General features: G+C 67.8%; 14 protein-coding genes. 5 read left to right on the top strand and 9 right to left on the bottom strand.

The window, feature by feature from the left end; all coding sequences use genetic code 11:
* Window positions 1-144: 144 nt before the first annotated feature.
* The gene (gene ffh / locus QQL87_RS08965; RefSeq protein ID WP_284417068.1) at window positions 145-1,692 is read right to left on the bottom strand and encodes a signal recognition particle protein; all 1,548 of its coding nucleotides are present in this window, start codon (window positions 1,690-1,692) and stop codon (window positions 145-147) included.
* 334 nt (window positions 1,693-2,026) lie between these two features.
* Between ffh and QQL87_RS08960 the strand changes: the two genes are divergently transcribed.
* Window positions 2,027-3,019 carry an MBL fold metallo-hydrolase gene (locus QQL87_RS08960; RefSeq protein ID WP_284417067.1) on the top strand — a complete coding sequence of 331 codons (993 nt, stop codon included), beginning with the start codon at window positions 2,027-2,029 and terminating at the stop codon, window positions 3,017-3,019.
* A 213-nt stretch (window positions 3,020-3,232) separates the two neighbouring features.
* On the opposite strand, the gene QQL87_RS08955 is transcribed toward QQL87_RS08960, so the two are convergent.
* Together QQL87_RS08955 and QQL87_RS08950 are read right to left on the bottom strand one after the other, a co-directional pair.
* Complete coding sequence (locus QQL87_RS08955; protein ID WP_284417066.1) at window positions 3,233-3,943, bottom strand: SIMPL domain-containing protein; 711 nt, start codon at window positions 3,941-3,943, stop codon at window positions 3,233-3,235.
* A 5-nt stretch (window positions 3,944-3,948) separates the two neighbouring features.
* Window positions 3,949-4,710 (bottom strand): GyrI-like domain-containing protein, encoded by a 762-nt coding sequence (locus tag QQL87_RS08950; RefSeq protein ID WP_284417064.1) that lies wholly within the window; start codon window positions 4,708-4,710, stop codon window positions 3,949-3,951.
* Window positions 4,711-4,879: 169 nt separating this feature from the next.
* On the opposite strand from QQL87_RS08950, the gene dapF reads away from it, so the two are divergent.
* Window positions 4,880-5,749, top strand: a complete 870-nt coding sequence (gene dapF, locus QQL87_RS08945) for a diaminopimelate epimerase (protein ID WP_284417063.1) — start codon at window positions 4,880-4,882, stop codon at window positions 5,747-5,749.
* Entirely contained in the window at window positions 5,746-7,068 is a 1,323-nt protein-coding gene (gene mtaB, locus QQL87_RS08940; RefSeq protein WP_284417062.1) for a tRNA (N(6)-L-threonylcarbamoyladenosine(37)-C(2))-methylthiotransferase MtaB, read from the top strand. Before dapF ends, mtaB begins: the two co-directional genes overlap by 4 nt.
* Before the next feature lie 51 nt (window positions 7,069-7,119).
* Here mtaB and QQL87_RS08935 read toward each other — a convergent pair whose 3' ends face one another.
* Window positions 7,120-8,010 (bottom strand): pseudouridine synthase, encoded by an 891-nt coding sequence (locus QQL87_RS08935; RefSeq protein WP_284417061.1) that lies wholly within the window; start codon window positions 8,008-8,010, stop codon window positions 7,120-7,122.
* A 59-nt stretch (window positions 8,011-8,069) separates the two neighbouring features.
* On the opposite strand from QQL87_RS08935, the gene ftsY reads away from it, so the two are divergent.
* Both ftsY and QQL87_RS08925 read left to right on the top strand, forming a co-directional pair.
* Complete coding sequence (ftsY, locus tag QQL87_RS08930; protein WP_284417060.1) at window positions 8,070-9,017, top strand: signal recognition particle-docking protein FtsY; 948 nt, start codon at window positions 8,070-8,072, stop codon at window positions 9,015-9,017.
* Between the two features lie 86 nt (window positions 9,018-9,103).
* The gene (locus tag QQL87_RS08925; protein ID WP_284417059.1) at window positions 9,104-9,706 is read left to right on the top strand and encodes a septation protein A; all 603 of its coding nucleotides are present in this window, start codon (window positions 9,104-9,106) and stop codon (window positions 9,704-9,706) included.
* A gap of 240 nt (window positions 9,707-9,946) precedes the next feature.
* Here the strand turns inward: QQL87_RS08925 and QQL87_RS08920 are convergent, their stop codons facing one another.
* From QQL87_RS08920 to ccmA, 5 genes are all read right to left on the bottom strand, one after another.
* Entirely contained in the window at window positions 9,947-10,543 is a 597-nt protein-coding gene (locus QQL87_RS08920; protein ID WP_284417058.1) for a DsbE family thiol:disulfide interchange protein, read from the bottom strand.
* Window positions 10,540-10,719: a heme exporter protein CcmD gene (ccmD, locus tag QQL87_RS08915; protein WP_284417057.1), complete on the bottom strand. Its 180-nt coding sequence runs from the start codon at window positions 10,717-10,719 to the stop codon at window positions 10,540-10,542. The genes QQL87_RS08920 and ccmD overlap by 4 nt, the downstream gene beginning before the upstream one ends.
* A 1-nt stretch (window position 10,720) precedes the next feature.
* A complete protein-coding gene (locus QQL87_RS08910; protein ID WP_284417056.1) occupies window positions 10,721-11,497 on the bottom strand; it encodes a heme ABC transporter permease in 777 nt (258 codons plus the stop codon).
* Between the two features lie 93 nt (window positions 11,498-11,590).
* Window positions 11,591-12,259: a heme exporter protein CcmB gene (ccmB, locus tag QQL87_RS08905; protein ID WP_015663553.1), complete on the bottom strand. Its 669-nt coding sequence runs from the start codon at window positions 12,257-12,259 to the stop codon at window positions 11,591-11,593.
* A 198-nt stretch (window positions 12,260-12,457) separates the two neighbouring features.
* Window positions 12,458-13,069: a heme ABC exporter ATP-binding protein CcmA gene (ccmA, locus tag QQL87_RS08900; protein ID WP_284417055.1), complete on the bottom strand. Its 612-nt coding sequence runs from the start codon at window positions 13,067-13,069 to the stop codon at window positions 12,458-12,460.
* Between the last annotated feature and the right edge of the window lie 74 nt (window positions 13,070-13,143).

Below are 13,143 nucleotides of genomic sequence, written 5' to 3'. Positions count from 1 at the left end.
CAGTTGGTGTCAGCTAAGCCGTCATTCCGGCGCACCGCGCAGCGGTGAGCCCGGAATCCATAACCACGATCGGGCGTATGGATTCCGGGCTCGCGCTACGCGCGCCCCGGAATGACGAATGGAGAGAGGAGCGGGTGATCCTCATTATTTCTTCTTCCCCGGAGGGAGGCCGAGGCCGGGCAGCGTCGGCTTGCCGCTGAGGCCGGTGAGGCCCGGCAAATTGGGCAAACCGCCGCGCAGGCCGGCGGGCAGATCCTTCGGCAGGTTAGGCAGACCGCCGGGCATGCCGCCTGGCATCTTCTCGGCCAGCGCCTTGAGCTGGTCGGGCGACGGCATGCCGCCGCCGCCGCCAAAACCCATCGCCTGGGCGATGCCGGCCAGCGGGCCGCGCTTGCCGGAGCCCATGGCCTTCATCACGTCGGCCATGTTCCGGTGCATCTTGAGCAGCTTGTTGACGTGCTCGACGCTCTGGCCGGAGCCGGCGGCGATACGCTTCTTACGGCTGGCCTTGAGCAGGTCGGGATGCTTGCGCTCCTCGCGGGTCATCGAATCGATGATCGCGACCTGGCGCTTGAGGATCTTGTCGTCGATGCCGGCGGCAGCGATCTGGTTCTTCATCTTGGAGATGCCGGGCATCATGCCCATCAGCCCGCCGATGCCGCCCATCTGCGCCATCTGCTGCAGCTGTTCGCGCATGTCGTTGAGGTCGAACTGGCCCTTGCGCATCCGCTCGGCGGCGCGCGCGGCCTTCTCGGCGTCGATGTTCGCCGCGGCCTTCTCGACCAGCGAGACGATGTCGCCCATGCCGAGGATGCGGCCGGCGATGCGCGAGGGATAGAAGTCTTCCAGCGCGTCGGTCTTTTCGCCGGTGCCGAGCAGCTTGATCGGCTTGCCGGTGACCGCGCGCATCGACAGTGCCGCACCGCCGCGGCCGTCGCCGTCAATTCGGGTCAGCGCGATGCCGGTGAGGCCGACGCGCTGATCGAAGGCGCGCGCGAGATTGACCGCGTCCTGGCCGGTCAGGGAGTCCGCGACCAGCAGCACCTCGTGCGGGTTGGCGACCGCCTTGATCTCGGCGGCCTCCTTCATCATGTCCTCGTCGAGCGTAGTGCGGCCGGCGGTGTCGAGCAGCACGACGTCGTAGCCGCCGAGCTTGGCGGCCTCGATGGCGCGGCGCGCGATCTGCGGCGGCATCTGGCCGGCGACGATCGGCAAGGTCGGAATGTCCAGATCGCGGCCGAGCACCGCGAGCTGCTCCATGGCGGCCGGACGGTAGACGTCGAGCGAGGCCATCAGCACCTTGCGCTTGTCGCGCTGGACCATGCGACGCGCGAGCTTGGCGGTGGTGGTGGTCTTGCCGGAGCCCTGCAGGCCGACCATCATGATCGGAACCGGCGGCACGGCATTGAGGTCGATGGTCTGGCCGTCGTCGCCGAGCGTCTTGACCAGCTCGTCATGGACGATCTTCACCACCATCTGGCCGGGGGTGACCGACTTGACGACGGTGGCGCCGATCGCCTGCTCGCGCACACGCTCGGTGAAGCCGCGGACAACCTCCAGCGCGACGTCGGCTTCGAGCAGCGCCCGACGGACCTCGCGCATCGCGGCATCGACATCGGCCTCCGACAGGGAACCACGCCCCGTCAGCCGATCGAGAATGCCGCCAAGCCTTTCCGACAGATTGTCGAACAATGCCGTATCCTTTGCCCTTGTCGGGCGCTCGCTTCATCGCCGCCCGTCATCGCCGCTTGCTGCGGCCCATGACGACCATATAGACCTCGGCCCGTCGGCCGAAACCGTCAGTCCAAACACGTTTGCGCCCGAGGGCGCACAGCGCTGTCGGGCGGTGACCTCCGGCCTCCAGGGCCGGGCGGTGGCTCGAAAAGACGAAACTTTCCGAAATTCGGCCGGGTTAAACCCCCCGGAGGCGGAAAAGTCAAGGAAACTTGCGCCCGGCGTGCCGTTGCCGGATCCCGGCGGGCCGCTTACCTCTTGCGGCAGTTCAGCTTTCCTCGCGAGGATCCCCTTGCTGCGCCGTTCCAGGACCTATTCCGGCCCCGTCACCGACCATTTTGACGGCAAGCGCTTCTACGATCCAGACGGCGTTCCGCCCAAACCCCTCACCGACGTGCTGCGCTGGCAGTTCGACCGCCGCGAGAAGCGCGCCCGCTGGCCCGCCTGGGCGCCGAGCCCGCATGCCGACACGCCGCCGCACCGGATCGACGGCGAGGGGGTAAGGCTGTCCTTCATCGGCCACGCGAGCTGGCTGATCCAGACCGGCGGGCTCAACATTCTCGTCGACCCGGTCTGGTCGGAGCGGGTGTCGCCGGTGTCGTTCGCCGGGCCGAGGCGCTGCAACGATCCCGGTATCGCCTTCGAGGCGCTGCCGCATATCGACGTCGTGCTGGTGACGCATGGCCACTACGACCATCTGGACCTCCGGACGCTCTCAAAGCTGACCGCGCGGTTTGCGCCGCGCGTCGTGACGCCGCTCGGCAACGACCTCACCATGACCGACGCGGACTCGAAGATCCGCGCCGAGGCCTACGACTGGCACGACCGCGTGCCGCTGAACGACGAGGTCGCGGTCACCCTGGTGCCGACGCGGCACTGGACGGCACGCGGCATCCTGGACCGCAACAAGGCGCTGTGGGCGAGCTTCGTCCTGGAGACGCCGCGCGGCCGGCTCTACATCGTCGGCGATTCCGGCTACGGCACGGGCTCGCATTTCCGCCGCGTCGCGGAAGCGCACGCGCCGATCCGGCTCGCGATCCTGCCGATCGGCGCCTACGAGCCGCGCTGGTTCATGCGCGACCAGCACATGAATCCGGAGGACGCCGTGCAGGCCCTGCAGGATTGCGGCGCCGAGACCGCGCTGGCGCATCACCATGGCACGTTCCAGCTGACGGATGAAGCCATTGACGCGCCGGTCTATGCCCTGCACGCAGCGCTCGATTCCGCCGGCATCCCGCGCGAGCGGTTCGGAGTGTTGAAGCCGGGGCAGGTGGTGGAGATCTAAGCAGGCCGCCGCCACAAAACAGGTGTCGTCCCGGCCTTGAGCCGGGACCCATAAACACCGAATTCAATGTTGCGAAGGTTGTTAGCTCCATCTCCCGCGACAACATCCGCCGCGGAGTATGGGTCCCGGCTCAAGGCCGGGACGACATCGAGTTTGTAGCTGCGCCGTCGGTTACCACGCCGAGCGAATGTGCTGCGCAGCTGTGAGACTGCCCTACTGCCCCGCCTTTATCGCCCAGGTCACGCTGACCGTGATCGACAGCGTCTCCTCGCCTTGGGCCACCGGTGTCGGCGTTCCCGCCATCGGCGCGGCGAAGCTCTTGGCGCGGAACACGGGGATCGGCGCGCCGTCCTCGGCGATGTTGAGCGGCTGGCCCAGCGTGACGCCGGCGGCCTTGGCGTAAATCTCGGCCTTGCGGCGGGCGTCGGCGACCGCCTTCTCGCGCGCCTGGTCGAGCAGCTTGGACGGCTCGGCGACGCTGAAGAAGACGTTGCCGACATCATTGGCGCCGGCGGCCACGACGGCGTCGATCACGTTCGCCACTTTGGCAACGTCGTGCAGCTTGATCGTGACGCGATTCGACGCCCGATAGCCGGTGACCATCGCCTGGCCCGGCTTGTTCTGCTGATATTGCGGCTGCAGCGACAGCCGCGAGGTCTGGACGTCCTTGTCGGCGATCCCCGCCGTCTTCAGCGCCTGCAGCACCTTGGCCATCGCGGCATTGTTGGCCTCGGCGGCCTCGCGCGCGGTCTTGGCATCGGACGCGACGCCGGCATCGATCTGCGCCAGATCCGGCGGCGCCGAGACGCTGCCTTCGCCGCTCACGGTGATCGCCGGCGTGTCCTGCCGGGCGATGTCGTCCGCCAGTGCCGGCATTGCCGCCGTGATCGCGACTGCGGCTGCGAGGATCGGTCTGATCATCATGGCGCTCACTTCAGCGGCACGTAGACGTTGATGACGAGCTTGTCCTCGGCGGTCTTCAACGGATCGGTCAGATACTCCTCGATGAAGGTGTCCTTGGCTTCCAGCCGGCGCTCGTCGAGGTGGTTGGTGATCGCCTCGTAGGTGTTGTCCATGTTGTCGTAGGAGCCGCGATGGACGAATTTGAGCGCCTTGCCTTCCGGCGACTGGCCGACGCTCATGCCCTTGCCGAGCGTCTTCGGCTCCTGCTCGATCGGGATCTCGGCGAGGAAGGTGAAGCCGGTGTCGTCCGTCGAGGTGTAGACGATCATGCCGTTGCCGGCCGGCTTGACGCCCTGCTTGTCGAGCGTGGTCGACAGCGCCTTGAACGAGTCGATCAGCGTGTCGAATGCGTTGTCCCAATTGGCGGTGCCCTTCACGAGCACGACCTTCTTGGCCTCGAGCTTGATCTCGTCGCCGAAGGCGTCGGCGGCCTGGGCCGGTGCCGCGGCTGGCGGCGTTGCCGGGGCCTGGGCGGCGGCCGGCGACGATGACGGCGAGGGGCTGGCGCTGGCCGCCGGGGTCGGGCTGGTCGAGGGCGCCGGACTGGCCGATGCGGCCGGCGACGCCGATGCCGTGGGGGCCGGTATCGCGCTCGGGACCGGCGCGGGGGAGGCTGAGGCCGCCGGAGCCGGGGAGGCCTGTGGCGCCTGCGCCCGGGCGACCGTGCCGCCCAGCGCCAGCGCGACCGAGCTCACGGCCAGAACGAGGCGGAAAGTGCTGAGATTCATTCGACTATTCTCCAGTGGCCGTGCTGCTTGGCCCGGTACGTGCCGGCGAATGGCTGGTACTAACATGCCCGGCGGCGCCGCGTCTCATGACAGATGCGTCATGCCCCCCTGCGGACTGGTCAAGGCCACGCCTGTGGCCATATAAGGCGGACACAATTTGGATATTTTGATGAGCGCGCTCGCCAACCACAGCTTCGTCAAGATGAACGGCATCGGCAACGAGATCGTCGTGCTGGACCTGCGCGACGTGAAGCATGTCGTCACGCCGGAGGAGGCTCGTGCGGTTGCATCGCGGGTGCCGTACGACCAGATGATGGTGCTGCAGCCGCCGCGGTTCGACGGCACCGAGGCCTTCATCCGCATCTACAACAACGACGGCTCCGAGTCCGGCGCGTGCGGCAATGGCATGCGTTGCGTGGTGCGGCAGGTGTTCGAAAAGACCGGGCAGGCCAGCGCGACCTTCGAGACCCGCGCCGGGCTGCTGAACTGCTGGCAGGGGCCGGCGCCCGATCTCTACACGGTCGACATGGGCGCACCGAAGTTCGGCTGGCAGGAGATTCCGCTCGCCGAGGAGTTCCGCGACACCCGCTACATCGAGCTGCAGATCGGTCCGATCGACGCCCCGATCCTGCATTCGCCGTCGGTCGTCAACATGGGCAATCCGCACGCGGTGTTCTGGGTCGACAATGACGTCAATTCCTATGACCTCGAGCGCTTCGGACCGCTGTTGGAAAATCATCCGATCTTCCCTGAGCGCGCCAACATCACGCTGGCCCAGATCGTCGACCGCGATCACATCATCATGCGCACCTGGGAGCGCGGCGCCGGGCTGACCAAGGCCTGCGGCTCCGCGGCCTGCGCCACGGCCGTCGCGGCCGCGCGGCTGAAGCGCGCCAACCGTCTCGTCCACATGACGCTGCCGGGCGGCGAGCTGACGATCGAATGGCGCGAGCGCGACGATCACGTGCTGATGACGGGCACCGCGACGTTCGAGTTCGAGGGGCGGTTCGAGCCGCAGCTGTTCGCCAGCGTCGCATGAGCGTCGACGTCGTCACCTTCGGCTGCCGGCTCAACGCGTTCGAATCCGAGCTGATCGCGCGCCGTGCCGAGGCGGCCGGTGCCGCCGACACCATCGTCATCAACAGCTGCGCCGTCACCAACGAGGCCGTCGCGCAGGCGCGGCAATCCATCCGCAAGCTGAAGCGCGAGCGCCCGGCGGCGCGAATCGTCGTGACCGGCTGCGCGGCGCAGACGCAGGCTGCGATGTTCGCCGAGATGCCCGAGGTCGACCGCGTCATCGGCAATGACGACAAGCTGCAGCCCGATGCATGGCGCGCGACCGCGCAGGCGCTGGCTGTGCCGCGCTTCGGCATCGATGCGTCCGAGAAGGTCGCCGTCTCCGATATCATGGCCGTGACGGAGATGGCGCCGCATCTCATCGACGGTTTTCAGCGCGGCCTGCCGCGGGTGTTCGTGCAGGTGCAGAACGGCTGCGACCATCGCTGCACCTTCTGCATCATCCCGTTCGGCCGCGGCAATTCGCGCTCGGTGCCGATGGGCGCGGTGGTCGACCAGGTGCGCGCGCTGACCGAGCGCGGCCATGCCGAGATCGTGCTGACCGGGGTCGACCTCACGAGCTACGGCGCCGACCTGCCGGGGACGCCGAAGCTCGGGCGGCTGGTGAAGCAGATTCTGCGTCACGTGCCGGAGCTGAAGCGGCTGCGCATCTCCTCGATCGATTCGATCGAGGCCGATGCCGACCTGCTCGATGCGCTCGCCGATGATGCGAGGCTGATGCCGCATCTGCATCTGTCGCTGCAGGCTGGCGATGATCTGATCCTGAAGCGGATGAAGCGGCGGCATACGCGCGCCGATGCGATCGCATTCTGTGATCAGGTGCGCAGGCTGCGGCCGGACATTGCGCTCGGCGCCGATCTGATCGCCGGCTTCCCGACCGAGACCGAGGAGATGTTCGCGCGCTCGCTCGATTTGGTCGAGGAATGCGGCCTGACCTTCCTGCACGTCTTTCCCTATTCGCCCCGCCCGGGCACGCCGGCAGCGCGGATGCCGCAGGTCGATGGCGCCGCCATCCGCGATCGGGCGCGGCGGCTGCGGGCGGCAGGAGACGCGGCGTTGCGGCGGCGGCTGGATGCCGAGATCGGCTGCACGCGCGAGGTGCTGATCGAGAGCGCGAAGCAGGGGCGGACGGAGCATTATCTGCCAGTGGCACTCACCGGCGCTGAGCCGGGGTCCGTGCAGCGGCTCGTCATCGTCGGACATGATAGTACGCGGCTATTGGCCCAGAACTCCTTCATGCCCGGGCTTGACCCGGGCATCCACGCTGCCTCCAACAACTAAGACGTGGATGGCCGGGACAAGCCCGGCCATGACGCGTGGAGAAAGCCGGGCTCACTCCTCGTTCCACCCGCACAGCCGCAGCCGCTCATGCATGTGCGCCGGCGCTGGCGCGACGACGTGCACCGGCGGCTTGTTCTTCGACAGTGGAATCGAAATCTCGCGCGCATGCAGATGCAGCCGCGGCTCGCCGAAGCGCGGGCCGTTGCCATAGATGTTGTCGCCGACGATCGGCCAGCCCTGAGACGCCGAATGCACGCGTAGCTGATGGGTGCGGCCGGTGACCGGTTCCATGGCCAGCCAGGTGAGTCGCGGACTGCCCGTGGCGTGCGCCGTCTCACCGCTCGACAGGTGCGCTCCCTCCCCCCTTGCGGGGGAGGGTTGGGGTGGGGGGGCCACACGGGCAGTCTTTGCTGGGACCCCCACCCCCGACCCCTCCCCGCAAGGGGGAGGGGAGTCGGTGCCGCAAGTGGGAGGGGAGCTAGGAGATGGGCCGGCCAGTGAATACGACCGCCCCAGCACGCGCCATTTCGTCACCGCCGGCTGGCCTTCCGGATCCGGCTTCTGCCACCAGCCGCGCTCGGCATTCAGCTTGCCGAGCGGCAGCTCGATCACACCCTCGTCGGCCTCCGGGCCGCCCTCGACCACCGCCCAATACGTCTTCGAAATCTTGCTGTGCTTGAACAAAAGCCCGAGCGAGGCCGTTGCCTTGCGATGACGGCCGAGCACCAGACAGCCCGATGTTTCCTTGTCCAGCCGATGCGCCAGCACCGGCGGGCGCGGCAGGCCGAAGCGCAGCGCGTCGAACGAGGCCTCGAGGTTCGGCCCGCCCTTCGGCCCCTTGTGCACGGCGATGCCGGCCGGCTTGTCGATCACCAGCATCAGCCCGTCGCGGTGGAGCACGCGGGCCAGCATCTCCTCATCGGAAGGTTGGTTAATATCCATGGAAACCGTAACGCGGGTGTGAGCTTTCGTTTGCGGAAGGAAAGGGCTAACACCACGCCATGAACGATACCACCTCCGAAACACCCAAGCTGTCGTGGTGGCGGCGGCTGTCGGCCGGCCTGAAGCGCACCTCCGGCGCGCTCGGCACTGCCGTGGCCGATCTCGTCACCAAGCGCAAGCTCGACCGCGCGATGCTGGACGATATCGAGGACGTGCTGCTGCGCGCCGATCTCGGCACCCAGGTCGCGGCACGCATCGCGGAAGCGGTCGGTGCCGGCCGCTACGACAAGGCGATCAGCGCCGACGAGGTGAAAGCCGTGGTCGCGACCGAGGTCGAGAAGGTGTTGTCGCCGGTGGCGAAGCCGCTCGAGATCGCGCCCGGCCACAAGCCGTTCGTCATCCTCGTCGTCGGCGTCAACGGCTCGGGCAAGACCACCACCATCGGCAAGCTGGCGCAGAAGTTCGCCTCCGAGGGCAAGCAGGTGATGCTGGCCGCGGGCGACACGTTTCGCGCCGCCGCCATCGAGCAGCTCAAGGTCTGGGGCGAGCGCACCAAGGCGCCGGTCATCGCGGGCGCGCAAGGCTCCGACTCGGCGAGCCTCGCCTTCAACGCCATCACCGCCGCGAAGGAGCAGGGCCGCGACATCCTGCTGATCGACACCGCCGGCCGGCTGCAGAACAAGGCCGAGCTGATGAACGAGCTCGAGAAGGTGGTGCGTGTCATTCGCAAGGTCGACGCGTCGGCGCCGCACGCCGTGCTGCTCGTGCTCGATGCTACGGTGGGACAAAATGCGCTGTCGCAGGTCGAGGCGTTCCATCGTACGGCAGGCGTGACGGGCCTCGTGATGACCAAGCTCGACGGCACGGCGCGTGGCGGCATCCTGGTGGCGCTGTCGGAGAAGTTCAAGCTGCCGGTGCACTTCATCGGCGTCGGCGAAGGTGTCGACGATCTCCAGCCCTTCGCCGCCAAGGACTTTGCGCGGGCGATTGCCGGCATCGAGGACTGACATCGCGGCGGGCTCCTGGTGAGCGACGCGTAACGGACCACTGGATCATCCGCAGCCGCGCATGATCACAGCCAACGGGACATGGAATGGACAAGACCCAGCCGCATCCGCTGTTCAAGCTCGCGACCGAACTCGGCCCTCTGATCGTGTTCTTCTTCGTGAACGCCAAGTTCAACCTGTTCGCGGCGACCGGCGCCTTCATGGTCGCGATCATCGCGGCGCTGATCGCGTCCTATGTCGTCACGAAGCACGTGCCGCTGATGGCAATCGTCACCGGAATCGTCGTGATCGTGTTCGGCACGCTCACTCTGGTGCTGCACGACGAGACCTTCATCAAGGTCAAGCCGACCATCATCTACGGCCTGTTTGCGGCCGTGCTCGGCGGCGGCCTGCTGTTCAACCGTTCCTTCATTGCCATCATGTTCGATCAGATGTTCAATCTGACGCCGGCGGGCTGGCGCGTCCTCACCTTCCGCTGGGCGCTGTTCTTCGCCGCGATGGCGGTGCTCAACGAGATCATCTGGCGCACCCAGACCACGGATTTCTGGGTCGGCTTCAAGGCCTTCGGCGTCGTGCCGCTGACCATGATCTTCGCCATCGCCCAGATGCCGCTGATCAAGCGCTACCACCAGGAGCCGGTGTCGCTGGAGACCAGCGATGCGGCGGAGGGGGATGTGAGCAAGGGGTAGCTTTCTCTGCGCCGTCATTCCGGGGCGCGCCGCGCAGCGGCGTGAGCCCGGAATCCATAATCACGAAACAGCGTGTGGGGTGAGACGGCCGTGGCGCCGGTCTTCGCCACATGATCGCTCGTGGATATGGATTCCGGGCTCGTCGCTTCGCGACGCCCCGGAATGACGGGAGGAGAGAGCGGGACCGACTTCGCGCGGTGGAGTCCGGGTCATCGCAGCATCGCTCGCAACGAGCGCCGGCTAACTGCCCGCCTTCAGCGCCTTCTCGATCTCCGGCTTCAGCACCGCATCGATGTTCTGGGCCGTGATCGGGCCGACCAGCTTGTAGACGATGGTGCCCTCGCGTCCGACGACGAAGGTCTCCGGCACGCCGTAGACGCCCCATTCGATGCCGGCGCGGCCGTTGCCGTCGACGCCGACGGCGTCATAGGGATTGCCGTAGCGGCCGAGGAAGCGGCGGGCGTTGTCGGCGCCGTCCTTGTAGTTGATGCCGATGATCTGGAAGCGCTTGTCGCGGCCGAGTTCGACCAGCAGCGGCGCCTCGTCATGGCAGGGCACGCACCATGACGCCCAGACGTTGACGATGCTGACCTTGCCCTTGAGTGCGGCCGGGTCGAGCCCCGGCAACGGCGTGCCGTCGCGGGCGAGCTCCGGCAGTGCGGGCAGCGGCGTGGCCGGCGCGGGACGGCCGATCAGCGCGGAGGGAATCCGCGACGGATCGCCATTGCCGAGGCGGAACCAGAACAGCGCCGCGAGGCCGAGAAACACCACGAGCGGCAGCAGCATGAGGAACGAGCGGCGCCGCGGCACCGGCTCTGTTGCGATCTGTTCGGTCATTGGATGTCCGTGGCGGCGCGGCCGGAGCGCCGGCTGATGCCGCTCTCCTCCAGCGCCCGCAGCCGCGCCTTCTGGGTGCGGTAGTCGATGGCGATCCAGCCGATCAGCAGCACAACGACCAGCGCCGCCGCGAGATAGGAGGTCGCGATGAACGAGGTGTAGGGGCCGAGGTCCATGTCAGGCGGCTCCCACGATCTGGCCGGTCGCGCCGCTCGCAGGGGCGCTGCCGGGATAGGCGCGGGCCTGCATCATCTGCAGGCTGCGCACCCGCCGGCGCAGGATCTCGTTGCGCATCGCGGCCACGTGCAGCGTGATGAACAGGAATGAGAAGCCGACCGCCATCACCAGCAGCGGGATCAGGAACGATTTGTCGAGCGCAGGACCGCCCATCCGCATCACCGAGGCCGGCTGGTGCAGCGTGTTCCACCAGTCGACAGAGAACTTGATGATCGGCAGGTTGATCGCACCGACGAGCGTGAGGACGGCCGCGGCGCGCGCCGCGCGCGTGGGGTCCTCGACGGAGCGCCACAGCGCCATCAGGCCGAGATACATCAGGAACAGGATCAGCACCGAGGTTAGCCTTGCGTCCCATTCCCAATAGGTGCCCCACATCGGCCGGCCCCACAGCGAGCCGGTCAGGAGCGCGAGAAAGGTGAAGCTGGCACCGATGGGGGCGGCAGCCTTGGCCGCGACATCGGCGAGCGGATGCCGCCACACCAGGGTGCCGAGCGAGGCGATGCTCATGACGCCCCAGACGAACATCGACAGCCAGGCGTTGGGCACGTGGATGAACATGATCTTGACGGTCGCGCCCTGCTGATAGTCGTCGGGCGCCACCGCTGACAGGTACAGGCCGGCGGCCAGTAGGCCGACCGTGACCAGCGCCAGCCACGGCAGCAGCCGCGCGGCCAGCGCAAGGAACCGGGTCGGGTTGGCAAGGTCGATCAGCGACATGAAAACCTTGTTAAAGGCGGAAGCCATGGCAGGCAATCAGCACGGCACCGCTCGGCAAGAGTTGATCATTGTCAAACCCCGGTCGGCGGCGGGTTAATCCAGGCCGTTCCTCAGGCTTGTTGCGGCTGCGAAGGGGCCGATCACGAAGCTCACGAGCGACAACGCGCAGAGGATCGAGAACGGGGCCCCGAACGGCAGGGGGCCGACGATCGCCGCCTGCGACGCCGCGACGCCGAAGATCAGCACCGGGATCGACAGCGGCAGCACCAGCACGGCGAGCAGCAGCCCGCCGCGGTGCATGGTCACCGCCAGCGCGGCGCCGATCATGCCGATGAAGGTCAGGGCCGGCGTGCCCGCGAGCAAGGTGAGGGCGACGGCGCCGGTGGCGGTCGCGTCGAGGTTCAGCAGCAGGCCGAGCACGGGCGTGGCGATGACCAGCGGCAGGCCGGCGGCGAGCCAGTGCGCCAGCGCCTTGGCGGCACAGGCGAGCTCCAGCGGCGTCCGGCTCATCACGATCAGGTCGAGCGAGCCGTCCTCGTGGTCTGCTGTGAACAGCCGGTCGAGGGTGAGCAGGCTGGAGAGCAGGGCGCCGAGCCAGAGGATGGCGGGGCCGAGCCGGGTCAGCAGCGCGAGGTCGGGCCCGACCGCGAACGGCATCAGCACGACGACCGTGAGAAAGAACAGCACGCCAATCAGCGCACCGCCGCCGATGCGCAGCGCGATCCGGATGTCGCGGCGGATGAGGGCCCCGAGCGCGGTCATGCGGGGCGGGCCTTGGAGCAGGAGTGATTGAGGCGCGCCTGTTGGGACGCGATCGGTGCACCCCCTCCCCCCTTGCGGGGGAGGGTCGGGGCGGGCGACACTGCCCGTGTGGACCCCCACCCCCGACCCCTCCCCGCAAGGGGGAGGGGAGCGCAGCGGCGTTGCGGCGGAGAGCTGCCTGTCTCATGACCATCAATTTCAATTCCCGATCCGCAGCTCGCTTGTGTCGATGCCCAGCGGCCCGTGCGTGGCGGCCACGATCAGTCCACCCCCGGCAAGATGCTCACGCATCAGCCCGGCAAACATCGCCTGCCCCGCGACATCCAGTGCCGCGGTCGGCTCGTCGAGCAGCCAGAGCAGTCGCGGCACTGCCAGCAGGCGCGCCAATGACAGGCGGCGGCGCTGGCCGGCGGAGAGATAGGCGGCCGGCAGGTCGATGGTGTGGGCGATGCCGACGGCGGCGAGGCAATCCGGGATCGGTCTGATGGTGCCGCCGCCGAGGAAGTCGGCCCAGAAGGTCAGGTTCTCAGCGACGCTGAGCGCCGGCTTCAGCGCATCGCGGTGGCCGAGATAATGCGCCTGTTCCGGCACGGTCAGCTCGCCTTCGCCACTCTCGATGGCAATGGTGCCGCCCGCCGGCAGCAGCAGGCCTGCGATCAATCGCAGCAGCGAGGTCTTGCCCGCGCCATTGTGTCCGGTCACCGCCAGCGCCTCGCCGGCCCCCGCCTCGAAGGCAAGGCCCGTGAACACCTCGCGGCCGCCGCGCACGCATCTGACGTCGCGGCCGAACAATCGTGGAGACAGCTGCATGCCCGTCGTAACAGCCCCTAGGGAATTGATGGCTAGCGCGTGAGAATTTGTGGGTGATGCCACGTCGCGGCTTG

The sequence above is a fragment of the Bradyrhizobium sp. SSBR45G genome, assembly GCF_030159255.1.
In the GTDB taxonomy this organism is placed as follows: domain Bacteria; phylum Pseudomonadota; class Alphaproteobacteria; order Rhizobiales; family Xanthobacteraceae; genus Bradyrhizobium.
The sequence above is the reverse complement of the archived record's forward strand: the minus strand, read 5'-3'. Positions and strand labels throughout refer to the sequence as shown.

What these genes read in the sequence shown, in the direction of transcription:
- QQL87_RS08955 (WP_284417066.1), bottom strand. Translation starts at nt 3,943, where the DNA reads ATGATGATCAGACCGATCCTCGCAGCCGCAGTCGCGATCACGGCGGCA.
- QQL87_RS08950 (WP_284417064.1), bottom strand. Translation starts at nt 4,710, where the DNA reads ATGAATCTCAGCACTTTCCGCCTCGTTCTGGCCGTGAGCTCGGTCGCG.
- dapF (WP_284417063.1), top strand. Translation starts at nt 4,880, where the DNA reads ATGAGCGCGCTCGCCAACCACAGCTTCGTCAAGATGAACGGCATCGGC.
- mtaB (WP_284417062.1), top strand. Translation starts at nt 5,746, where the DNA reads ATGAGCGTCGACGTCGTCACCTTCGGCTGCCGGCTCAACGCGTTCGAA.
- QQL87_RS08935 (WP_284417061.1), bottom strand. Translation starts at nt 8,010, where the DNA reads ATGGATATTAACCAACCTTCCGATGAGGAGATGCTGGCCCGCGTGCTC.
- ftsY (WP_284417060.1), top strand. Translation starts at nt 8,070, where the DNA reads ATGAACGATACCACCTCCGAAACACCCAAGCTGTCGTGGTGGCGGCGG.
- QQL87_RS08925 (WP_284417059.1), top strand. Translation starts at nt 9,104, where the DNA reads ATGGACAAGACCCAGCCGCATCCGCTGTTCAAGCTCGCGACCGAACTC.
- QQL87_RS08920 (WP_284417058.1), bottom strand. Translation starts at nt 10,543, where the DNA reads ATGACCGAACAGATCGCAACAGAGCCGGTGCCGCGGCGCCGCTCGTTC.
- ccmD (WP_284417057.1), bottom strand. Translation starts at nt 10,719, where the DNA reads ATGGACCTCGGCCCCTACACCTCGTTCATCGCGACCTCCTATCTCGCG.
- QQL87_RS08910 (WP_284417056.1), bottom strand. Translation starts at nt 11,497, where the DNA reads ATGTCGCTGATCGACCTTGCCAACCCGACCCGGTTCCTTGCGCTGGCC.
- ccmB (WP_015663553.1), bottom strand. Translation starts at nt 12,259, where the DNA reads ATGACCGCGCTCGGGGCCCTCATCCGCCGCGACATCCGGATCGCGCTG.
- ccmA (WP_284417055.1), bottom strand. Translation starts at nt 13,069, where the DNA reads ATGCAGCTGTCTCCACGATTGTTCGGCCGCGACGTCAGATGCGTGCGC.